Origin of the sequence: Pseudarthrobacter sp. BRE9 (genome assembly GCF_031844305.1) — a bacterium.
In the GTDB taxonomy this organism is placed as follows: Bacteria; Actinomycetota; Actinomycetes; order Actinomycetales; family Micrococcaceae; genus Arthrobacter.
The window spans coordinates 104,833-125,399 of record NZ_JAUZUY010000009.1 but is presented as its reverse complement, the minus strand read 5'-3'; the positions used below and the strand labels follow the sequence as shown (position 1 = coordinate 125,399).

Sequence of the window (20,567 nt, the reverse complement as noted above, 5' to 3'; positions counted from 1 at the left end):
CGACGACGGCCGGGCAGCGGGTGCTCCAATGCGTCGAGTAATGTTGGGGAAGGAAAAACAGGGGCGCCTCGGGCGCGCAGGCAGGGGAATGACGGATGGCAGAAAAGCGACCCACCCTGGTCGACGCCGTCGTGGACAAGGTCCTTGAGCACATCCTCAGTGGAGAGATCAAGGCCGACGACGCCCTGCCGCCGGAGGCTGATATCGCCAAGGAGTCGGGTGTCAGCAGGCTGACGGCCCGGGAAGCCATGAAAGTGCTGAAGGCGCAGGACGTGGTGTACGTAAAGCGCGGCCTGGGCACCTTCGTCAACCCGCCCGAGCGCTGGACGGGACTGGACGCCATTATGCGGTCAGCCTCCAGGGGAGTGGCCTCGGACCAGGTGGCGCTTCGGTTGCTCGAAGTCCGCCGCATGGTGGAGACCGGCGCGGCGGAACTCGCCGCCTCGCGCCACCGGCCGGCCGACCTCGCCGCGCTGCAGGACAGCGTTGAGCAGATGGAAGCGGCGCATCATGCCGGCGACGTGGACGCGCTGACCGTGGCCGACATCGCCTTCCACGACACCGTCCTGCGCGCATCGGGCAACCCGTTCGTGCCGGCCCTGCTGGGCCAGTTGTCCACCCTGCTGTACGCGATGCGGCGCGAAACCTCAGCGTTCCCGGATGTGCAGCGCCACGCCATCCACCATCACAAGATGGTCCTCGCGGCCATCGCCGCAGGAGACCCGGCTACGGCCCGCTCCACCATGGACGCGCACATCACCCAGACCTTCGAGGACTACGAGCACTACCTCGCCGTTTCCAGCCGCAGCGGAGCCACTGCGCGCTAAGCGCGTGTCTAAGCTTCATCCAAGTGGGTATTTGCCTCCTATCGGCATGCCCGTCCGGCCCCGTCCGCAGTGATGTTGACGCTCCCGGTCCCTGTGATTAGAATCTCATACAGACATCAGACATCTGATATCAATCCCCCCAAAAATGCCGCCAGCCAAAGGAGTCGTTATGTGCGCGCATTCCCCTTCCGAGGGTTTCCACAACGCCAGGGGAGGCCAGCGATGACCTCGCGTGCTGCTGCCCCCGCTCTCGGCGAGCTGGGCGAGACCACCCTCCGCAAAGTTCGTCGGAGGCTCATGCCCCTGATCGTCCTTCTGTACTTCATTGCCTACCTGGACCGGAACAATGTGGGCTTTGCCAAGCTCGGCATGCAGGGGGACATCGGCCTGACCGAGGCCGCCTACGGCCTGGGCGCCGGCATCTTCTTCCTCGGCTATGCACTGCTTGAAATCCCGTCCAACGGCGGCATGTACCGCTATGGCGCCCGCAAGTGGATCGCCCGCATCCTCATCAGCTGGGGCATCTTTGCCACGGCCATGTTCCTGGTGAATGGTGAAGCGACCTTCTACATCATCCGCTTCCTGCTCGGAGCCGCCGAGGCCGGCTTCTTCCCTGCCATCCTCTTCTACCTGACCCTGTGGTTCCCTGCCGCGCAGCGCGTAACGGTGCTGGGTATCTTCATCCTGGCCCAGCCCATCTCCAACGCCCTCGGCGCCCCCGTGTCCGGCATGCTCCTGAACCTGGAAGGTGTTGCAGGCCTGCACGGCTGGCAGTGGCTCTACATCCTTGAAGGCATTCCCGCCATCCTGATGGGCATCATCACCCCGTTCGTCATGACCGACCGGCCTGAACACGCCAAGTGGCTCAAGCCGGAGGAACGCGAGTGGCTCTCCAATACGATGAGCGCCGAACTTGCCCACAAGCAGAAGGCCGGCAACCACAACTTCCTGGCCGGATTGAAGGACCCCCGCACCATCGCCTACTCCGCGCTGTACTTCGGCCTGGTGTGCGGCATCTACGGCCTGGGACTCTGGTTGCCCACCATCGTCAAGGCGCTGGGCAAGCTGGACTCCACCCAGGTGGGCTTCATCGTCTTCATCCCCTACGCCATCGCAGCAGTGTTCGTCTACTTCTGGAGCAAGCGCTCGGACCGAACCGGCAACCGCGTCTGGCATGCCAGCATGAGCATGGTGCTCGCCGCCGTCGGCCTCCTGGGCGCAGGCTTCCTGCTGCCAGTCAACGCCGTCCTGGCCATGGTGTTCCTGACCCTCGCCGCCATGGGCATCTACTCCGCCATCGCACCGTTCCTTGCCATGCCCTCGGCAGCCCTTACCGGTGCCGCGGCGGCTGCCGGGCTTGCCATGGTCAACTCCCTCGGTAACCTGGGCGGCTTCGTGGCGCCCTACATCGTGGGCATCCTCAAGGACGCCACCGGAAACAGCCAGAGCGGGCTGGTCTTCCTCGCCGCCTGCCTCGCCGTAACCGCCGTCGCCACCTACCTTTACGCACGCAATCGGCCGGAAGGTATCTCCGCCCCCGGGGCCACTGTTCCCGCCGCCGAAACCCACTAGGACGCATCAATGACTACACAGCACACCTTCCCCGCAGAGCGCACGGCGGTCCTCACCGGGGCGGCATCCGCCCGCGGTATCGGCCGGGCAACCGCAGACCGGCTGGCCAGCGAAGGCTGGTCCATCGCGATCCTTGACATCAACGCCGAGGATGCGAAGGCCGCGGCGGCGGAAATCGGCTCCAGCCGTGCCGTCAAGGCCATCGGCGTGGGTGCCGACGTCTCCGATGAGGCATCGGTGGACCGTGCCATCACGGAGATCGAGCAGGCGCTTCCGCCCATCGTCGGACTGGTTAACCTCGCGGGAATCAGTTCCCCCACTCCGTTCATGGAGACCACAGTGGCGGAATGGGACAAGGTCTTCGCCATTAACATGCGCGGCACCTTCCTTGTTTCCCAGCGTGTCCTTCGGGGCATGATCGAGCGCGAACTCGGGAGGATTGTCAGCATCTCCTCCATCTCGGCCCAGCGCGGCGGCGGCACCTACTCCAAGGTCGCCTACAGTGCGTCGAAAGCCGGGATCCTGGGCTTCACCCGTGCCCTGGCCCGCGAGGTGGGCGAGCACAACATCACCGTGAATGCCATCGCCCCCGGTCCGATCGACACGGACATCATGGGTGGAACGCTGACGGACGAGCGCAAGGCCCAGATGTCCGAGGGCATCATGATGGGCAGGGTGGGAACCCGCGAGGAAGTGGCAGCGCTGATCGCGTTCCTGCTGGGCGAGGACGCCGGGTACATCACCGCCGCCACTTACGACATCAACGGCGGCCTGCAGGTTTCCTGACCACCACTTCCCGCTGGTGCCGTGCGGTAAACCGCGCTGCACGGCACCAGCAGGCGTGCCCGGGACACCTCATCCGCGCGCTCCCGCGCTTTTTCCGGCTATAGGATTTCTACATGGCAACCAAGAAGCAGGCCTCCGGTGGCGTGAGCAGGCAGGTCCTCGCCGACCACGTTTACGAGGCGCTTCTTGTTGCCCTGATGGACGGCCGGCTGGAGGCCGGCACTCCGGTCAGCATCGATGGGATGGCGCGGGAACTGGACGTTTCCCCGACGCCGGTCCGCGAGGCGCTCGCCCGGCTGGAAGCGACCGGGATGGTGCGGAGGATGGCCCTGCGCGGCTACCGCGTCGCCCCGCTGTTTTCCCCGGAGGAACTTGCCGATCTCATGGACGCCCGCCTGGTCATCGAACCAGCCAATGCGTTTATGGCCTGCAAGCACGCGGACCCGCAACTGACAGGGCAGCTGCAGCAGGCCATCGAGGACCTGAAGGCAGCGCCACGCGGTCCGTCCTTCGCAGAGTTCCGTGCCTACTGGGAAGCCGACGAGCGCTTCCACCGGCTCATCGCCGAGTCCGCGGACAACCAGTTCCTGCTGTCTGCCTACAACGCGCTGGGCGGCCAGGTGCAGCGCTTCCGCTTCTTCGGCGGCCTGGGCGTGACTGATGCCGACTATGCCATCGCGGAGCATACCGAGATCCTCAACGCGTTCGAGAGTGGCGACGCCGATCTCGCCCGGCAAAAGATGATCGACCACATTGAGGGCGTCAAGCAGCGCTCGCAGCACGACAGCGAAGTGCGCAGCTAGCAGGCATCAGGGCCCGCGGCGGCGCGCCCTCCACCATCCTCCCAAGGGAGGAACAGAAAGACCCTTGACAGGACCAACCTAAAGCGTAGATCCTATAGGAAATGCGATTCTAGATCTGGAGTGACAATGCCGTACACCGCTGAAAACTGGCCCATCGCCGCTGCCCTGCTGCAGTTTCCGGGAACCAAGCCCGACGGAACAGCCGTCCAGGACGCCCCTGCCAGCGCCTGGCAGCAGGTCTTCGAAGAAGTGGCAGATGCCGGTTTCACCAACGCCGACCTCACCGACAGCTGGGTGCGCCCCGGCGACCTTTCGAGCGCCCGGCTTGATGAATTGAAGGCCGCCGCCACCGCCGCCGGCCTGGGGCTTCCCTCCATCTCCGCCATCCGCCGCAGCGTGATCCAAGAAGGCAAGTGGGAGGAAAACCTGGCCTACACGCACCGCACCCTCGAGGCCGCTGCGCAGCTCGGTTGCGAGGTCGTCTCGATCGGCCTGCACCAGGCCATCACGCCGGAGCAGCAGAAGCAGCTCTGGTTCTGGACCGTCGAAGGCCACAAGGACCCCGCAGGGGACAAGGAAACCTGGAACAACGCCGTCACGCGTATCCGCGAAGTGGGCAAGCATGCCGCGGAACTGGGACTCCTGGTCTCGCTGGAAATGTACGAGGATACCTACCTTGGCACCGCAGACTCCTCCGTGCAGCTCGTCCAGGACATCGACCTGCCCAACGTTGGCCTGAACCCGGACCTCGGCAACCTGATCCGCCTGCACCGCCCCATCGAGGACTGGCGCGAACTGGTGCACAAGACCCTGCCCTACTCCAACTACTGGCACGTCAAGAACTACATTCGTGACGAAGACCAGGCCCGGGACCACTACGTCGCCATGCCTGCCCCGATGGAATCCGGCCTCATCAGCTACCGCGAGGCCTTCCAGTTCGCCATCTCCGTGGGCTTCCAGGGCATTATCTGCACGGAGCACTACGGCGGCGACGGCCTGAGCGTCACGGCCGCCAACCAGGACTACCTGCGGCGGCAGGTGCTGCCCAAGCATGACGGCTACACCCTGGGTACCAGCCTGGTGGCGCAGGGCCGGCAGACCCCCGCGACCGTCCCGGCCCGCTAGGCCGGCAGGCATCCCAACCGACCCAACCGGTTCAACGAGGAATCATGACAAAGATATTTGACGATCCAGCGCAGTTCGCTGACGACGCCCTCGACGGCTTCGTTGCGGCCAACCGCCAGTACGTGGCCAGGGTCGACGGCGGTGTTGTCCGTTCCACCGAAACGCCCGAGGGCCAGGTGGCAGTGGTCATTGGCGGCGGTTCCGGCCACTACCCGGCCTTTGCCGGCCTGGTGGGGGCCGGGCTTGCCGCCGGAAGCGCCTGCGGCAACATGTTTGCTTCCCCCTCTGCCGGTCAGGTGTACCGCGTGGCCAAGGCGTCCCAGACCGGCGGCGGTGTCCTCCTCAGCTACGGCAATTACGCCGGCGACGTGCTCCACTTTGGCCAGGCACAGGAGAAGCTCAACGCTGAAGGCATCAAAACCCGCACCGTGCTGGTGACCGACGACATCGCCAGTGCGCCCCTTGAAGAGATCGGCAAGCGCCGCGGTATCGCCGGTGACCTCACCGTCTTCAAGGTGGCCGGCGCGGCCGCGGAGGCCGGGCTGGACCTGGACGAGGTGGAACGGCTTGCCATCAAGGCCAACCACCACACCCGCTCGCTCGGCGTGGCCTTCGCCGGCTGCACCCTGCCCGGCGCGGTTGAGCCCCTCTTCACCGTGCCGGAAGGCATGATGTCGGTGGGACTGGGCATCCATGGCGAACCGGGCATCTCCGAGCAGCCCCTGCCCAGCGCCAGTGAACTTGCCCAGCTGCTGGTGGACGGGCTGCTGAAGGACAAGCCGGACGCCGCGGGCCGCCGCGTGGTGCCCATCCTCAACGGCCTGGGAACGGTCAAGTACGACGAACTCTTCCTGCTGTTCGGCAAGATCGAAGCCCTGCTGACCGCTGCCGGACTCGAGATCGTCGAGCCGGAGTGCGGCGAACTGGTGACCAGCCTGGACATGTCCGGGCTGTCCCTGACGCTGTTTTGGCTGGATGAGGAACTGGAGCAGTTCTGGGCCGCGCCGGCTGACACCCCGGCCTTCCGCAAGGGCAACCTGGCCCCGCGCCGGGCACGGTCCGTCGACGCCCTTGCTGAGGCTGCCACGGCGCCTGCGCTGTCCTCGACAGCCGCCTCCACTGCCTTGGCCGGCACGGCGGTGGACGCGCTGAAGGAGGTGCGCGCCGTCGTCGTCGAACATGAGGAGGCGCTCGGGAAGCTGGATGCCATCGCCGGGGACGGCGACCACGGCATCGGCATGCGGCGCGGCGTGGACGCTGCCGTTGCCGCAGCGGAGAAGTCCCACGCCGGCGGAGCCGGCCTGGAGGAAGTCCTCGCCGCGGCGGGGGAGCAGTGGGCCGAGCGCGCCGGCGGTACCTCGGGGGCCCTGTGGGGTGCGGCCGTCACCGCCGTCGGCAGGACCCTCGGCAGCAAGGATGCCTACACCGCGGCTGACGCAGCGGCGGCCGTCAATGCCCTCCGCGATGCCATCATCACCCTCGGCAAGGCGGAGGCGGGGGACAAGACCATGGTGGATGCGCTCCTTCCGTTCGCCGAGACCTTCAGCAAAGCAATTGACGACGGCGGCAGCCTGGCCGGCAGCCTTCGTGCGGCGGCGGAGGCGGCCACCAAGGCCGCTGACGCGACTGCCGGCCTCAGCCCAAAGAAAGGCCGGGCCCGGCCGCTGGCTGAAAAGAGCCTGGGCCACCCGGACCCCGGCGCCGTCTCATTCGGCCTCATCGCCCGCAGGGTGGCCGACTACGCCGCCACCATCGAAAGCCACTAAGGAGAATCGCATGACCGAGCAAACCCAGCCAGGCTGGCGCATCGTCGTCGGCAACGACGAAGCAGGCGTCGAATACAAGAACGCCCTGCGCGAGATGCTGGAGGCGGACCCCCGGGTCGCCTCGGTGGAGGACGTAGGCGTTGCCGCCAACGACACCACTGCCTATCCGCACCTGGCCGTCGCCGCGGCCCGCAAGGTGGCCGCAGGGGAAGCGGACCGCGCGCTGCTGATCTGCGGAACCGGCCTCGGCGTGGCCATTTCAGCCAACAAGGTGCCCGGCATCCGGGCCGTCACCGCACATGACAGCTACTCCGTGGAGCGTTCCGTGCTGTCCAACAACGCCCAGGTGCTGACCCTTGGCCAGCGCGTCATCGGCCTGGAACTGGCCAAGAAACTCGTGGGCGAGTGGCTGGACCACCGCTTCGATGAAAACTCCGCATCCGCGGCCAAAGTAGACGCCATCTCCTCCTATGAGGATGCGTCGGAAGGACTTGAGGACAAATGACCAACCGCAACATCGCCGTCATCGGCTCAGGCTACATGGGCGGCGGAATCGCCCAGGTCCTGGCACTCGCAGGGGCCCGCGTCGCTTTGGCCGACGTCTCCGCCGAAATCGCCCAAAGCAACTACGAGCGCCTGCTGAAGGAGTCGGACGAGTTCGTGGCCGCCGGCCTGTTCCCGGCCAACGCCACCGACCTGCTCAAGGAAAACCTCTGGGCAGCCAAGGACATCGAAGAAGCCGTGGCCGGCGCCGAGTACATCGAGGAGGCGGTGCCGGAGGTCCTGGAGATCAAGCACGCCACCCTGGGCAGGATCAGCGCCGCCGCCCGCCCCGACGCCATCATTGGCTCCAACACCTCCACAATTTCGATCGCCAAGCTGGCCGAGGTTGTGGACAACCCGGAGCGCTTCCTGGGCGTCCACTTCTCCAACCCTGCCCCGTTCATCCCCGGGGTGGAGGTCATCCCGCACGAGGGCACCTCCGAGGCCACCGTCCAGGCTGCCCGCACCATCGTGGGTGAGACCGGCAAGGAAACAGCCACCGTCAAGGACGTCACCGGCTTCGTGCTGAACCGGCTCCAGTACGCCCTCTTCCACGAGGCAGCCCAGGTGGTGGAGGAAGGCATCGCCACCGCCGAGGACGTGGACACCCTGGTGCGCACCACCTTCGGCTTCCGGCTGCCGTTCTTCGGGCCGTTCGCGATCGCCGACATGGCAGGCCTGGACGTCTACGCCTTCTGCTACAAGTCGTTGCAGACCGGCTTCCCCGAGCGGTTCGCCACCCCGAAGATCCTGCAGGAGAAGGTCGACGCCGGCCAGCTGGGCACCAAGACCGGCTCCGGCTTCCTGGACGTCCCCGCCGACCGGACGGCTGCCCTGGTTGCCTACCGGAACAAGGCGTATGTCGCCATGCAAAAGCTCATTGAAGAGCTGGGCCCGGCCCCGCTTTCCTGATTCGAAGGAACATTTCCATGACAGCATTCCCCACAGACAGAACGGTGATCGTCACCGGCGCCGTCTCCGAGCGCGGCATCGGCCGGGCCACTGCGGACTACCTCGCCGAGCGCGGGTGGAATATCGGCGTGATCGACCTTGATGACGCCGCCAGCAAGGCCGCGGCCAAAGAGCTGGCCGAAAAGCACGGCGTCAAGGCCCACGGGGCCGGCGCGAACGTCAGCGACGAGGCATCGGTCCGGGCGGCCATCGACGAGATCGAGGCCGAACTTCCGCAGCTGGTGGCCCTGGCCAACATCGCGGGAGTCAGCTCCCCGGTGCCGTACCTGGAGCTGGACGCCGCCGAATGGGACCGGGTGCTCAGCATCAACATGAACGGCGTCCACTACGCCACCCGCCGCGCTGCCGAATCGATGGTCAAAAACCGGCTGGGACGGATCGTCAACATCTCCTCCGTCTCCGCCCAGCGCGGCGGCGGAACCTTCAGCAAGACGCCATACTCGGTGGCCAAGGCCGGCGTCATTGGCCTGACCCGCGCCACCGCCCGCGAACTGGGGGAGTACGACATCACTGTCAACGCCATCTCGCCGGGCCCGATCGACACCGACATCATGGGCGGCACCCTAAGCGAGGAACGCAAGGATGAGCTGGTCAAAGACCTGGTGGTGAACCGCGTGGGCAGCCCCCGCGATGTCGCGGCCGCCATCCACTTCCTGATTGGCGAAGACGCCGGCTACATCTCCGGCCAGACGCTGAACGTCGACGGCGGACTGTACATGCACTGACGGGCACCCCGCCGAGGCGCCACCACATAAAGCCTGCGGGCCGCCGGTCCGCAGGCAAACCATCAACGTCACCACTCGAAGGAGAGTGTTGTGTCCGAAACCACCGCAACATCCAAGGAACTTCTGGCCCGTCCGGTCCTGAAGTCCGCGATCTTCAAGGCGGCCCGCCGGCTCATGCCGATGCTGGTCATCCTGTACGTCGTTTCGTTCCTGGACCGCACCAACGTCGGCTTTGCCGAGGCGGCCCTGGGGGCGGACAAGGGGGTGTCCGCCGCGGCCTTCGCCCTGGGCGCAGGCATCTTCTTCATTGGCTACGCGATCTTCGAGATCCCCAGCAACCTGCTGCTCAAGAAGGTCGGAGCCAAGGTCTGGCTGGCCCGCATCGCCATCACCTGGGGCATCGTTTCGGCGTGCTTCGCCTTCGTCCAGGGCGAGACCTCGTTCGTGATCCTGCGCTTCCTCCTCGGCGTGACCGAGGCCGGCCTCTTCCCGGGCGTGATCATGTACCTTGCCGAATGGTTCCCGAACAAGGTGCGCGTCCAGATGTTCGCCATCTTCTACCTCGCCCAGCCGTTCTCCCAGATGATCGGCAACCCGCTCTCGGGCTGGCTGATCAACATCGGCGACCAGGTGCCGGGCCTGCGCGGCTGGCAGGTGATGTTCTTCGTTGAAGGCCTGCTGGCCGTCCTGGCAGGCATCGCAGCGTTCTTCTTCCTGATCAACGGTCCTGAGAAGGCCAAGTTCCTCAGCGGGGAAGAAAAGTACGCGCTGAAGGAAGTCATGGCGCTTGAAGACAACATCAAGGACGAGCACGGTCCCCGGGGCATCCTCGCTGCCATGCGCAACGGCCGCGTCTGGTACTTCACGGCCATCTACTTCTGCCTGCAGATCGCCGTTTACGGCGTGACGTTCTTCCTGCCGCAGCAGGTGTCCTCACTGACCGGGCAGAAGGTGGGGCTCGCCGTTGGCCTGCTGATCGCCGTCCCGTGGTTCTTTGGCATCTTCTCCTGCTACTTCATCGGCAGGGCCGCGGACACCGTGGCCAAGCGGCGGAAGTTCGGCACCATCCTGTTCATCTCCACGGGCCTGTGCATCTTCGGCTCAGCCTGGGCAGGGACCAACCACCAGCCGGTCCTGGGGATGATTTTCATAACCCTGGCAGTCTGCAGCTTCCTGGCAGTAGGCCCCGTTGTCTGGTCCTATCCCACCGCATTCCTGGCCGGTTCCGCCGCCGCGGCTGGCATCGGCCTGATCAACTCACTGGGCAACCTGGGCGGCTTTGTCGCACCCATCCTCCGGACAGCGGTCAACGAAGCCACGCACTCGCCAACGGGTTCCATGGGCGTTTACGCCCTGGGCGTCCTGCCCTTCGTGGCTGCCGCGATGATGTACGCCACCAAGCGGTTCAAGAACAAGGCCGACGACCTGCTCGACTGAGCAGCTAAAAAAAGCCAGGCACTTTACAAAAGGAAACCCATGGCCACCTCCGGCAGCAGCACAGGCAACGGCACCGTCTTCGTCGGTGTCAGCACCAAAATGTACCTGGGATACCAGGCAAGCCTGCGCTGGCTGTCGGAGGTGCGCTCGGTTGTGGACGAACTGCCCGGACTGGGCACGAACTCGGCGGAAGACTCCCCGGTCCGGGTCTTTGTCATCCCTTCGTTCCCCGTCCTGGAGCCGGCCGCCCGGATCCTGGCAGGCTCACCCGTCCTGCTCGGCGCCCAGAACTGCGCCTGGGGAGACGGGCCTCTGACCGGCGAAGTGAGCCCGGGCATGCTGGCCGAACTGGGCGTCACGCTCGTCGAAATCGGCCACGCGGAACGCCGCCGGCTGTTCGCCGAAGACGACGCTGTGGTGGCGCGCAAGGTGCGCGCCGCCGTCGCGCATTCCCTCACCCCGCTGCTGTGCATCGGTGAGCGGGAGACGCTCGACGCCGGGGCTGCCGCGGACTTCTGCGCCGGGCAGGTCCGCGCGGCCACGGGCGGAGACCCCGCGCTGCTGGGACGCCTGGTGCTGGCCTACGAACCCGTGTGGGCCATCGGTGCACAGGCGCCTGCCCCGCCGCACCACGTCAACTCTGTGCTGACCCTGCTCCGTGCTGAACTGGGCCCGGACCGCCCCCTGATCTACGGCGGCAGCGCCGGGCCCGGGCTGCTGCCGCAGCTCCCCGCGGCGGACGGACTCTTCCTGGGCCGCTTTGCCCACGACGCCGGTAACCTGGGCCGCGTGCTGGACGAGGCCCTTGCGTTGGCTCAGACCCGCGCCCCGGCCAACAATTCCTCAAGCCGCTCGTAACCTTCGCTCATGCCGCCCTCCATTCCGGACTGGGCCATGCCGTCGCGCGCCTCCTGGCTGGGGTAGACGGAGTGGCCCCGCAACCGGGTCCGGCCGTTGCCCAGGTCCTCAAACGTCATGAACTCCAGGCTGACCACATCCGGGTACCCGCCGAACTCAAAGGTCTGGATGGCGAACTCGTTCTCCCGGACCGTATGGAAGATGCCCTTGAACTCGTAGGCCACACCGTCCGGTCCCGTATGCAGGTAGCTGTAGCTGCCGCCCGTGCGAAAATCGTAGCGGCCGATTTCCATCTTCATGCCCCGCGGGCCCAGCCACTGGACAATGAGGTCCGGCTCTTTATGGGCGCGGAACACGTCCGCTACCGGGAAATCGAACTCGCGCTCGTAATCGATGAAGGGGACGCCCTCGGGAACGCTGAGTTTCAGGGAATTGCTCATCATGACTCCTTGGAGGATTGATCGCCGCTGTCTGCGGTGTTTGATCTAAGGACGGCGTCGAGGCTGCGGAACTGCGCTTCACGGACCAACCGGTACCGGTCGATCCACGCGGTCAGCGCCTCAAGCCGCGCCGGGTTCAGGTGGACGGGCCTGCGCTGCGCGTCCCTGCTTCGGGTCACCAGTTCCGCCTGCTCGAGCACCTGGATATGTTTCGAGACCGCCTGTTTGGAGATTTCGAAGGGTTCTGCCAATTCGTTCACTGTTGCCGGGCCCCGGCTGAGCCGGGCGATGATGCTCCTCCGCACGGGATCTGCCAAGGCCATGAAGGCCGAGTCCAGCGCCGCACTTTCAGAGTTCATCACTGTCCGTTCCTAATCAACCTTTTGGTTTATCAATCTGTTGGTTGTTTAAGCTTAGCCCCCTCCTTCTGGTGCATCAAGACCTGAACCCCTTGTTTCCTGAAATGCGCATTTGTTAGTATGTCAATACAAACTACTTGAAGGAGAAGCTCATGCCGCTGGTTCGCATTGATGTCAATGAAGGTCGCAGCGCGGAGGACCTGCAGCAGCTCAGCCGCGGAATCCATGACGCGATCCTTGCCGAATACGGCATTCCGGAGCGGGACTACTTCCACATCCTGACCGAGCACCCGCAGGGCCAGATCTTCGCGCAGGATGCCGGACTGGGGTTCGAGCGGACCGGAGGTGTTGTCATGATCCAGATCTTCACCCAGGGCGGGCGTTCCCAGGAGGCCAAGCAGCGGCTCTTCGCGGCGGTGGCCGAAAAGCTTTCAGCAGTTGGCGTTGCCGGGGAGGACGTCTTCATTGGCTATGTCGAAAACTCCGCCGGCGACTGGTCCTTCGGCTTTGGCCGCGCCCAGTACGTGACGGGTGAATTGGCCGTCCCCAGGAAGTAGGGCGCGGCCATCCTCCTGGAAATGGCCAGCACGGTACATTGCGTTGTAAGTATGTCAGTACAAACTTTTGACAGGACATTTGAACTAGGGCAAAGTAGTGCGTGTGGCCCAGACCACGGCCTGCCAGTCCCGAAACTCAAGCCTTCAAAGGATCCGAGTTTCACACCAGAAAGGTCCACGATCCACGTGACCCACGAGCTTCTTACGATCGGGCGCATCAGCGTTGATATCTACCCGAACGACATCGGGGTTGGCCTGGAGGATGTCAACTCCTTCGGCAAATACCTTGGCGGTTCACCATCCAACGTCGCTGTTGCAGCTGCCCGCCACGGCCGCCGCACAGGCGTCATCACCCGCACCGGGGACGATCCCTTCGGCACCTACCTGCACCGCGAACTGCACAAGTTCAACGTCGATGACACCTATGTCACGCCGGTGAAGGACTGGCCCACGGCGGTCACTTTCTGCGCGATCAGGCCGGCGACGGACGAGTTCCCGCTGTACTTCTACGGCCGGTTCCCCACCGCGCCGGACCTGCAGATCGAGGCCGGGGAACTGGACCTGGACGCCATCCGTGACGCCGGCATCTTCTGGTCCACCGTGACGGGCCTGTGCCAGGAACCGTCCCGCAGCGCGCACATTGCCGCGCACCAGGCCCGCCCCCGCACCAGCCTGGCGGAGGGGCAGTTCACCATCCTGGACCTGGACTACCGGCCCATGTTCTGGGCCTCGGAAGAGGAAGCCCGGGCCGAGGTCGCCAAGATCCTGCCGCACGTCACCGTTGCCATCGGCAACGACAAGGAATGTGCCGTGGCGGTTGGCGAGGGCACCCCCGACGAGCAGGCCGACCGGCTGCTGGCCGCCGGCGTGGAGATCGCCGTCGTCAAGCTCGGCGCTGAAGGCGTGATGGCCAAGACCCGCACCGAACGGGTGGTCTCGGCTCCCGTTCCGGTGGAAACCCTCAACGGATTGGGTGCGGGCGATTCCTTCGGCGGCGCCTTCTGCCATGGGCTGCTGTCGGGCTGGCCGCTGGCGCAGGTGCTGGATTACGCCAACGCCGCCGGCGCCATTGTCGCTTCGCGCCTTTCCTGCGCCGATGCCATGCCGACGCCGGACGAGGTCATCTCGCTGCTGGCCGAACGCGGCCGCGCGGTTCCGGGTGCAGTTTCCGGCGCTTCGATTCCCGAAGGAGCAGCACTGTGACCCTCACCCCCCTCGCCTCGAACAACGCACTGGACGACGATCCGCGCCGCTATGAGCACCTGAGCACCATCCGGCTGGAAGACCCGGAAGCCGTAGCCCGCGCCGCCACGTCCCGCCGGCGCCACGCGGGCCTGAAGTCCGGCCGGCAGAACTTCATTGTCGCCGCTGACCACCCCGCCCGCGGCGCCCTGGCTGTCGGCGCCGATCCGGTAGCCATGGCTGACCGCCGGCAGCTGCTGGACCGGCTGCAGATCGCGCTGGCCAACCCCGCCGTCGACGGGGTCCTGGCCTCACCGGACATCATGGACGACCTGCTGCTGCTGGGCGCCCTCGACGGCAAGCTCGTGTTCGGTTCCATGAACCGGGGCGGACTCGCCGGCCTGGTCAACGAGTTTGACGACCGGTTCACCGGCCACACCGCGGCAGCACTGGAAGCACTCGGCGCGGACGGCGGCAAGATGCTGACCCGCATCTGCCTGGGCGACCCCGACACTGTGGCCACCCTGGAAGCGACCGCCAGGGCCATCGATTCCCTGGCCGAGCGGAAACTGATTGCCATGGTGGAGCCGTTCCTCTCCGTCCGCGAGAACCGCAAAGTCCGCAACGACCTCTCCACCAACGCCGTGATCAAATCCATCGCCATCGCCGAGGGCCTGGGCTCCACCAGCGCCTACACCTGGATGAAGCTTCCCGTGGTGGCAGAAATGGAACGCGTCATGGCCGCCACCACCATGCCCACCGTGCTGCTGGGCGGGGACCCGGACGGGACCCAGGACGAGGTCTTCGCATCCTGGCAGGCCGCACTGGCACTTCCCGGCGTCCGGGGCCTCACGGTTGGCCGGACCCTGCTCTATCCGGCGGACGGGGATGTGGCAGGCGCAGTCGCCGCCGCCGCCTCGCTGCTGCACCACACCACCGAAATCCCGGAGAACTAGCCATGGGCACAACAACAGGAACGCGCAGGATGACGGTGGCCCAGGCCGTCGTCGAATACCTCTCGAAGCAGTACACCGTGGACTCGGTGGGCGGCGTTGAGTACCGGGAGCGGCTCATTCCGGGCACGTTCGGTATTTTCGGGCACGGCAACGTGGCCGGCGTTGGCCAGGCCCTGAAGCAGTACCAGCAGCTGGACCCGGCCATCATGCCGTACTACCAGGGCCGGAACGAACAGGCCCAGGTCCACCAGGCCGTGGGATACGCCCGGCACACGCGCCGCCGCCAAACGTTCGCGGTCAGCACCTCGATCGGCCCGGGTTCCTCCAACCTGCTGACCGGTGCCGCGCTTGCCACCACCAACCGGTTGCCGGTGCTGCTGCTGCCCAGTGACACGTTCGCCACCCGCGCGGCCGACCCCGTGCTACAGCAGCTGGAGCAGCCCTACGCCTACGACCTCACGGTCAATGACGCGTTTAGGCCACTGTCCAAGTTCTTCGACCGCGTCACCCGCCCGGAGCAGTTGTTCTCCGCGTTCCACCACGGCCTGCGGGTGCTGACCGACCCGGCCGAGACCGGCGCGGTGACCATTTCGCTGCCGCAGGATGTCCAGGCCGAGGCCTTCGATGTCCCGGCGGAGTTCCTGGCAGAGCGGGAGTGGCGGATCCGCCGCCCCGAGGCCGACGACGACGACATCGCCCGCGCCGCGGCCGCTATCCGTGCCGCGAAGCGTCCGCTGATCATCGCCGGCGGCGGCGTCCTCTACGCCTACGCCAACGACGAACTCGCCAAGTTCGTGGAGCTGACCGGCATCCCGGTCGGGAACACGCAGGCCGGCGTCGGGGTCCTGCCGTGGGATCACCAGTATTCCCTGGGCGCCATTGGTTCCACGGGTACGACGGCGGCGAATGCCATCGCTGCGGAGGCGGACCTGATCATCGGCATCGGCACCCGCTACGAGGACTTCACCACCGCGTCCCGGACCGCCTTCCAGAACCCGGACGTGAAGTTCGTGAACATCAACGTCGCCCCGATCGATGCCTACAAGCACGGCACCTCGCTGCCGATCGTGGCGGACGCCCGCAAGGCACTGGTGAAGCTGAACGCAGCGCTGGGCGGCTACCGCGTCGGCGCCGACCTTGACGATAAGGTGGCGGCCGAGAAGAAGCGCTGGGATGCCACCGTGGACGAGGCCTTCGACACCCGCTTCACCCCGCTGCCGGCCCAGAACGAGATCATCGGCGCCACCAACCGGGCCATGGACGCCCGCGACGTGGTCATCTGCGCTGCCGGCTCCCTGCCCGGGGACCTGCACAAGATGTGGCGCGTCCGGGACCCGTTCGGCTACCACGTCGAATACGCCTACTCCTGCATGGGTTACGAGATCCCCGGCGGCCTCGGCGTCAAGCGTGCAGCGCTTGCTGAAGCGGCGGAAAGTACGACGGCGGCAGGTGAAGGCCGCGCGGACGTGCGGGACGTCGTCGTAATGGTGGGGGACGGCTCCTACCTGATGATGCACACCGAACTGGTCACCGCCGTCGCCGAACGCATCAAGCTGATCGTGGTCCTGATCCAGAACCACGGCTACGCCTCCATCGGCTCCCTCTCCGAATCCCTCGGCTCACAGCGGTTCGGCACAAAGTACCGGGCGCTGAACGAGGAGCAGCACAGCTTCGATGAGGGCGAGACGCTGCCCGTTGACCTGGCCCTGAACGCCGAGTCCCTGGGCGTGAAGGTCATCCGGATCGAGCCGGGGGAGAAGGTCATCGCCGAACTCGAGCAGGCCATCCGCGACGCCAAGGCCGCACCCGAGGGCAGCGGACCCATCCTGATCCACGTCGAATCCGACCCGCTCCTGGACGCGCCGTCCTCCGAGTCCTGGTGGGACGTCCCCGTCTCCCAGGTCTCCGAACTGGATTCCACCAAGCAGGCCTTCCAGACCTATGTCGACCACAAGTCACGCCAGCGCAAACTGCTCGGCTGATCCCCTCCTTCTCCTGACCCACCACTCAAGGAAGAGTCCCATGACTGCCACCACCACCCAGACCACCGCCACCCAGACCACCGTCATCAACCACTTCATCAACGGCGCCGAAACCGCCGGCGAGGGTGACCGCACCACTCCCGTCTACAACCCGGCCACGGGCGCGGTCTCCGGCGAACTCCGCCTGGCCAACCGCGCCGACCTGGAGACCGCCGTCGCCGCTGCCCGCAAGGCCGCCGACACCTGGGGCGACATCTCCCTGGCCAAGCGCACCGCGGTGCTGTTCAAGTTCCGCGAACTCGTCGCCGCCCACGTGGACGAGCTCGCCGAGCTGGTCACCGCCGAGCACGGAAAGGTCCTCTCCGACGCCAAGGGCGAGATCGGCCGGGGCCTGGAAGTGGTCGAGTACGCCTGCGGCATCCCCACGCTGCTCAAGGGTGACTACTCGGACCAGGTCTCCACCGGCATCGACGTCTTCTCCTTCCGCGAGCCCCTGGGCGTGGTCGCCGGCATCACCCCGTTCAACTTCCCGGTCATGGTGCCGCTGTGGATGGCCCCGATGGCGATCGCCACCGGCAACGCCTTCATCCTCAAGCCCTCCGAACGCGACCCCTCTGCCTCGCTGCTGCTGGCCAAGCTGTGGAAGGAAGCCGGCCTGCCTGACGGCGTGTTCCAGGTCCTGCACGGCGACAAGGAAACCGTCGACGGCCTCCTGACGCACCCGGACGTGGACGGCATCTCCTTCGTCGGCTCCACCCCCATCGCCCAGTACGTCCACGAGACCGCCACCAGGCACGGCAAGCGCGTCCAGGCCCTGGGCGGGGCGAAGAACCACGCCATCATCCTGCCCGACGCCGACCTGGACAACGCCGCCGACCACCTCGCCGCCGCCGCGTTCGGCTCCGCCGGGGAACGCTGCATGGCCATCTCCGTCGCCGTCGCCGTCGGCGATGCCGCGGATGCCCTGGTAGCCAAGGTCAAGGAACGAGCCGAAGCCGTGAAGGTCAACAACGGCACCGCCCCCGACGCCGAAATGGGCCCGGTCATCACCCCGGCCTCGAAGGAACGCATCGAACGGATCGTCACCGAAGCCGAAACCTCCGGCGCCGCCCTGGTGGTTGACGGCCGCGACCTGGTAATCCCCGGCCACGAGAACGGCTTCTGGGTGGGCCCCACGGTCCTTGACCACGTCAAGACCGAAATGACCGCCTACCAGGAGGAAATCTTCGGACCCGTCCTCGTCGTGGTCCGCGTCGATACCCTCGAAGACGGCATCAAACTCATCAACGCCAACCCCTACGGCAACGGCACCGCCATCTTCACCTCCTCCGGCGCAGCAGCCCGGACGTTCCAGCGCTCCGTGACCGTGGGCATGATCGGCATCAACGTGCCCCTCCCGGTCCCGGTGGCCTACCACTCCTTCGGCGGCTGGAAAGCATCCCTCTTCGGCGACAAGCACATCTACGGCCCCGAAGGCGTCTCCTTCTACACCCGCGGCAAGGTCATCACCTCCCGCTGGCCCGAAACCCACCACGCCTCCGGTGCCTCCTACAACTTCCCCTCGAACTGATCCCCACTACCACCACCATCGATTGCTCCGTACCTGTCGTTTTGAATGACCAAAACGGCAGCTGTGGAGCAATCGATGCAAAGGAACAGACAATGACAGAGAACAAGCTGATCATCGGCACGGCACCGGACTCCTGGGGCGTCTGGTTTGCGGACGATCCCAAGCAGACCCCCTGGGAACGCTTCCTGGACGAAGTGGCCGAGTCCGGCTACAAGTGGATTGAACTGGGCCCATACGGTTACCTCCCAACGGATCCCACCCGCCTGGCGGAAGAGCTCAAGGCCCGCGGCCTGCAGATCTCGGCCGGGACCGTGTTCACCGCCTTCCACCGCGGCCTGGACCACTGGGAAACCGCCTGGGAGCCGGCCCGCAGGGTCGCCGAACTCACCGCGGCCATGGGCGGCGAGCACATTGTGGTCATCCCGGCCATGTGGCGCGACGACGTCACGGGCGAAGCAGTGGAAAGCGGCACACTGAGCGACAAGGCCTGGAGCGACCTGTTTACCGGACACAACCGCCTGGGCAAGACCCTGCTGGAGGACTTCGGCCTCAAGCAGCAGTTCCACTCCCACGCCGACTCCCACGTGGGCGCGCAGCAGGACATCGAAACGCTGCTGAGTGCCACTGACCCGCGGTACCTGAACCTGTGCCTGGACACCGGACACGCGGAATACTGCGGCGCCTCCAGCCTGGACCTGATCAAGAACTACCCGGACCGGATCGGCTACCTGCACCTGAAGCAGATCAACCCGGAGGTCCTCAAAAAGGTCAACGAGGAGAACATGACCTGGGCCGCGGCCAACCTGGCCGGCGTCATGACCGAACCGCCCAACGGCCTGCCGGACCTCCGCGCAGTCATCGAAGCCGTGGAAGCCCTGAACCGGCCCATCTTCGGCATCGTGGAGCAGGACATGTACCCGGTGGCCTTCGACGTTCCCATGCCCATCGCCAAGCGCACCCGCAACTACCTGCTGTCCTGCGGCTCCCGCACCGCCGTCAGCTAACCTCCGCCACAGACACCATAAGGACGAAAACAATGACCGAAAACCTCCGCGTCGCCGTCATCGGCGCAGGCCGCATGGGCGCCGACCACATCCAGCGCCTCAACAAGCGCATCCACGGAGCTGAAGTTGCCGCCGTCGTCGACGTCGACCTCGCCCGCGCCCAGGCCGCCGTCGAAGGCATCCCCGGCGCCGTGGCACTGGCCGACGCCGAGGAAGCCCTCAACAACGGCGACGTCAACGCCGTCCTGATCGCCACCCCCGGCTTCCTGCACGAGGACATCCTGCTCAAGGCACTCGCCAGGGACATCCCCATCCTCTGCGAAAAGCCGCTCACGCCCGACGCCGAATCCTCCTGGAAGATCGTCCAGGCCGAGGTGGCGCTTGGCCACAAGCGGATCCAGGTGGGCTTCATGCGCCGCTTCGATGCCGAATACGCCTCGCTGGGCAAGATCATCCGCGACCACGAACTGGGCGAACTGCTGATGCTCCACCACCAGCACCGCAACCCGAACACCCCCGAGGGCTTCACCAATGAGATGCTGATCAACGACTCCGTGGTCCACGAGTTCGACGCCATCCGGTTCTTCACCGGGGAGGAAATCACTTCCATCCAGGTCCGCCTGGGCAAGGCCACCCGGAATGCCCCGAACGGCCAGCACGACCCCCAGCACGTCCTGCTGGAGACCGAGTCCGGCGTCCTGGCCGACGTCGAAATCTACGTCAACGCCAAGTTCGGCTACGAGGTTGCAACCCAGGCATCCTTCGAAGACGGCATCGTCAGCATCGGCGGCGACAAGGGACCCTACACCCGCAGCGCCGGCCACTGGGGCGGCAACGTCACCCCCGGCTTTGAGGAGCGCTTCGGCGCAGCGTACGACGTCGAAATCCAGTCGTGGGTGGACGCGGCACTTAAGGGCGAAATCGGCGGCCCCTCCGCCTGGGACGGGTACGCCACCGCGGCGTGCTGCGAAGCAGGCGTCGAAGCGCAGAAGAATGGTGAAAAGGTCGCCGTGAAGCTGGCCGCAAAGCCCGATCTCTACAAGTAGGACAGGAGGAGGGGACGGAGCAATCCGTCCCCTTTCCGTTCCCCTGACTGATCCACA

Annotated in this window: 20 protein-coding genes; 18 read left to right on the top strand and 2 right to left on the bottom strand. The window is 66.0% G+C overall.

Features of this window, described 5'->3' with window-relative positions; translation table 11 throughout:
• The first annotated feature begins 95 nt into the window (after window positions 1–95).
• The 11 genes from Q9R31_RS16080 (at window position 96) to Q9R31_RS16030 (ending at window position 11,414) form a co-directional block, all read left to right on the top strand.
• Window positions 96–827 carry a FadR/GntR family transcriptional regulator gene (locus tag Q9R31_RS16080; RefSeq protein WP_311263715.1) on the top strand — a complete coding sequence of 244 codons (732 nt, stop codon included), beginning with the start codon at window positions 96–98 and terminating at the stop codon, window positions 825–827.
• 222 nt (window positions 828–1,049) lie between these two features.
• The gene (locus tag Q9R31_RS16075; protein WP_311263714.1) at window positions 1,050–2,399 is read left to right on the top strand and encodes an MFS transporter; all 1,350 of its coding nucleotides are present in this window, start codon (window positions 1,050–1,052) and stop codon (window positions 2,397–2,399) included.
• Between the two features lie 9 nt (window positions 2,400–2,408).
• The gene (locus tag Q9R31_RS16070) at window positions 2,409–3,185 is read left to right on the top strand and encodes an SDR family NAD(P)-dependent oxidoreductase (RefSeq protein ID WP_311263713.1); all 777 of its coding nucleotides are present in this window, start codon (window positions 2,409–2,411) and stop codon (window positions 3,183–3,185) included.
• 113 nt (window positions 3,186–3,298) lie between these two features.
• Window positions 3,299–3,988, top strand: coding sequence for a GntR family transcriptional regulator (locus Q9R31_RS16065; RefSeq protein ID WP_311263712.1), 690 nt, complete (start codon window positions 3,299–3,301; stop codon window positions 3,986–3,988).
• Between the two features lie 126 nt (window positions 3,989–4,114).
• Window positions 4,115–5,113, top strand: a complete 999-nt coding sequence (locus tag Q9R31_RS16060; RefSeq protein WP_311263711.1) for a sugar phosphate isomerase/epimerase family protein — start codon at window positions 4,115–4,117, stop codon at window positions 5,111–5,113.
• 44 nt (window positions 5,114–5,157) lie between these two features.
• Complete coding sequence (locus Q9R31_RS16055) at window positions 5,158–6,879, top strand: dihydroxyacetone kinase family protein (RefSeq protein WP_311263710.1); 1,722 nt, start codon at window positions 5,158–5,160, stop codon at window positions 6,877–6,879.
• 10 nt (window positions 6,880–6,889) lie between these two features.
• Window positions 6,890–7,384: a ribose-5-phosphate isomerase gene (locus Q9R31_RS16050; RefSeq protein WP_311263709.1), complete on the top strand. Its 495-nt coding sequence runs from the start codon at window positions 6,890–6,892 to the stop codon at window positions 7,382–7,384.
• Window positions 7,381–8,334 (top strand): 3-hydroxyacyl-CoA dehydrogenase family protein, encoded by a 954-nt coding sequence (locus Q9R31_RS16045; protein ID WP_311263708.1) that lies wholly within the window; start codon window positions 7,381–7,383, stop codon window positions 8,332–8,334. Before Q9R31_RS16050 ends, Q9R31_RS16045 begins: the two co-directional genes overlap by 4 nt.
• A gap of 17 nt (window positions 8,335–8,351) precedes the next feature.
• A complete protein-coding gene (locus Q9R31_RS16040) occupies window positions 8,352–9,119 on the top strand; it encodes an SDR family oxidoreductase (RefSeq protein WP_311263707.1) in 768 nt (255 codons plus the stop codon).
• 90 nt (window positions 9,120–9,209) lie between these two features.
• On the top strand, window positions 9,210–10,556 hold the full coding sequence (locus tag Q9R31_RS16035) for an MFS transporter (protein WP_311263706.1): 1,347 nt from the start codon (window positions 9,210–9,212) through the stop codon (window positions 10,554–10,556).
• Between the two features lie 39 nt (window positions 10,557–10,595).
• Window positions 10,596–11,414, top strand: coding sequence for a triose-phosphate isomerase family protein (locus Q9R31_RS16030; protein WP_311263705.1), 819 nt, complete (start codon window positions 10,596–10,598; stop codon window positions 11,412–11,414).
• Here Q9R31_RS16030 and Q9R31_RS16025 read toward each other — a convergent pair.
• Window positions 11,372–11,854 carry an SRPBCC family protein gene (locus tag Q9R31_RS16025; protein WP_311263704.1) on the bottom strand — a complete coding sequence of 161 codons (483 nt, stop codon included), beginning with the start codon at window positions 11,852–11,854 and terminating at the stop codon, window positions 11,372–11,374. The two genes, Q9R31_RS16030 and Q9R31_RS16025, sit on opposite strands and share 43 nt — an antisense overlap.
• Entirely contained in the window at window positions 11,854–12,213 is a 360-nt protein-coding gene (locus Q9R31_RS16020; RefSeq protein WP_311263703.1) for a metalloregulator ArsR/SmtB family transcription factor, read from the bottom strand. The genes Q9R31_RS16025 and Q9R31_RS16020 overlap by 1 nt, the downstream gene beginning before the upstream one ends.
• Window positions 12,214–12,365: 152 nt before the next feature.
• Between Q9R31_RS16020 and Q9R31_RS16015 the strand changes: the two genes are divergently transcribed.
• The 7 genes from Q9R31_RS16015 (at window position 12,366) to Q9R31_RS15985 (ending at window position 20,510) form a co-directional block, all read left to right on the top strand.
• Window positions 12,366–12,770: a tautomerase family protein gene (locus Q9R31_RS16015; RefSeq protein ID WP_311263702.1), complete on the top strand. Its 405-nt coding sequence runs from the start codon at window positions 12,366–12,368 to the stop codon at window positions 12,768–12,770.
• Window positions 12,771–12,956: 186 nt separating this feature from the next.
• A complete protein-coding gene (iolC, locus tag Q9R31_RS16010) occupies window positions 12,957–13,973 on the top strand; it encodes a 5-dehydro-2-deoxygluconokinase (RefSeq protein ID WP_311263701.1) in 1,017 nt (338 codons plus the stop codon).
• Window positions 13,970–14,908, top strand: coding sequence for a deoxyribose-phosphate aldolase (locus Q9R31_RS16005; RefSeq protein WP_311263700.1), 939 nt, complete (start codon window positions 13,970–13,972; stop codon window positions 14,906–14,908). Before iolC ends, Q9R31_RS16005 begins: the two co-directional genes overlap by 4 nt.
• A gap of 29 nt (window positions 14,909–14,937) precedes the next feature.
• A complete protein-coding gene (gene iolD, locus Q9R31_RS16000) occupies window positions 14,938–16,890 on the top strand; it encodes a 3D-(3,5/4)-trihydroxycyclohexane-1,2-dione acylhydrolase (decyclizing) (protein WP_397428265.1) in 1,953 nt (650 codons plus the stop codon).
• A gap of 40 nt (window positions 16,891–16,930) precedes the next feature.
• Entirely contained in the window at window positions 16,931–18,460 is a 1,530-nt protein-coding gene (locus tag Q9R31_RS15995) for a CoA-acylating methylmalonate-semialdehyde dehydrogenase (RefSeq protein ID WP_311263698.1), read from the top strand.
• A 92-nt stretch (window positions 18,461–18,552) separates the two neighbouring features.
• Window positions 18,553–19,464 carry a sugar phosphate isomerase/epimerase gene (locus tag Q9R31_RS15990; RefSeq protein ID WP_311263697.1) on the top strand — a complete coding sequence of 304 codons (912 nt, stop codon included), beginning with the start codon at window positions 18,553–18,555 and terminating at the stop codon, window positions 19,462–19,464.
• A 32-nt stretch (window positions 19,465–19,496) separates the two neighbouring features.
• Window positions 19,497–20,510: a Gfo/Idh/MocA family oxidoreductase gene (locus tag Q9R31_RS15985; RefSeq protein WP_311263696.1), complete on the top strand. Its 1,014-nt coding sequence runs from the start codon at window positions 19,497–19,499 to the stop codon at window positions 20,508–20,510.
• Window positions 20,511–20,567: the final 57 nt, after the last annotated feature.

Bases quoted from the DNA above. Each gene is read 5' to 3' on its own strand.
- Q9R31_RS16025 (WP_311263704.1), bottom strand. From the start codon at position 11,854: ATGAGCAATTCCCTGAAACTCAGCGTTCCCGAGGGCGTCCCCTTCATC.
- Q9R31_RS15995 (WP_311263698.1), top strand. From the start codon at position 16,931: ATGACTGCCACCACCACCCAGACCACCGCCACCCAGACCACCGTCATC.
- Q9R31_RS16075 (WP_311263714.1), top strand. From the start codon at position 1,050: ATGACCTCGCGTGCTGCTGCCCCCGCTCTCGGCGAGCTGGGCGAGACC.
- Q9R31_RS15990 (WP_311263697.1), top strand. From the start codon at position 18,553: ATGACAGAGAACAAGCTGATCATCGGCACGGCACCGGACTCCTGGGGC.
- Q9R31_RS16080 (WP_311263715.1), top strand. From the start codon at position 96: ATGGCAGAAAAGCGACCCACCCTGGTCGACGCCGTCGTGGACAAGGTC.
- Q9R31_RS16030 (WP_311263705.1), top strand. From the start codon at position 10,596: ATGGCCACCTCCGGCAGCAGCACAGGCAACGGCACCGTCTTCGTCGGT.
- Q9R31_RS16040 (WP_311263707.1), top strand. From the start codon at position 8,352: ATGACAGCATTCCCCACAGACAGAACGGTGATCGTCACCGGCGCCGTC.
- Q9R31_RS16060 (WP_311263711.1), top strand. From the start codon at position 4,115: ATGCCGTACACCGCTGAAAACTGGCCCATCGCCGCTGCCCTGCTGCAG.
- Q9R31_RS16020 (WP_311263703.1), bottom strand. From the start codon at position 12,213: ATGAACTCTGAAAGTGCGGCGCTGGACTCGGCCTTCATGGCCTTGGCA.
- Q9R31_RS16065 (WP_311263712.1), top strand. From the start codon at position 3,299: ATGGCAACCAAGAAGCAGGCCTCCGGTGGCGTGAGCAGGCAGGTCCTC.
- Q9R31_RS16015 (WP_311263702.1), top strand. From the start codon at position 12,366: ATGCCGCTGGTTCGCATTGATGTCAATGAAGGTCGCAGCGCGGAGGAC.
- iolD (WP_397428265.1), top strand. From the start codon at position 14,938: ATGACGGTGGCCCAGGCCGTCGTCGAATACCTCTCGAAGCAGTACACC.
- Q9R31_RS16045 (WP_311263708.1), top strand. From the start codon at position 7,381: ATGACCAACCGCAACATCGCCGTCATCGGCTCAGGCTACATGGGCGGC.
- Q9R31_RS16070 (WP_311263713.1), top strand. From the start codon at position 2,409: ATGACTACACAGCACACCTTCCCCGCAGAGCGCACGGCGGTCCTCACC.
- Q9R31_RS16050 (WP_311263709.1), top strand. From the start codon at position 6,890: ATGACCGAGCAAACCCAGCCAGGCTGGCGCATCGTCGTCGGCAACGAC.
- Q9R31_RS16055 (WP_311263710.1), top strand. From the start codon at position 5,158: ATGACAAAGATATTTGACGATCCAGCGCAGTTCGCTGACGACGCCCTC.
- Q9R31_RS15985 (WP_311263696.1), top strand. From the start codon at position 19,497: ATGACCGAAAACCTCCGCGTCGCCGTCATCGGCGCAGGCCGCATGGGC.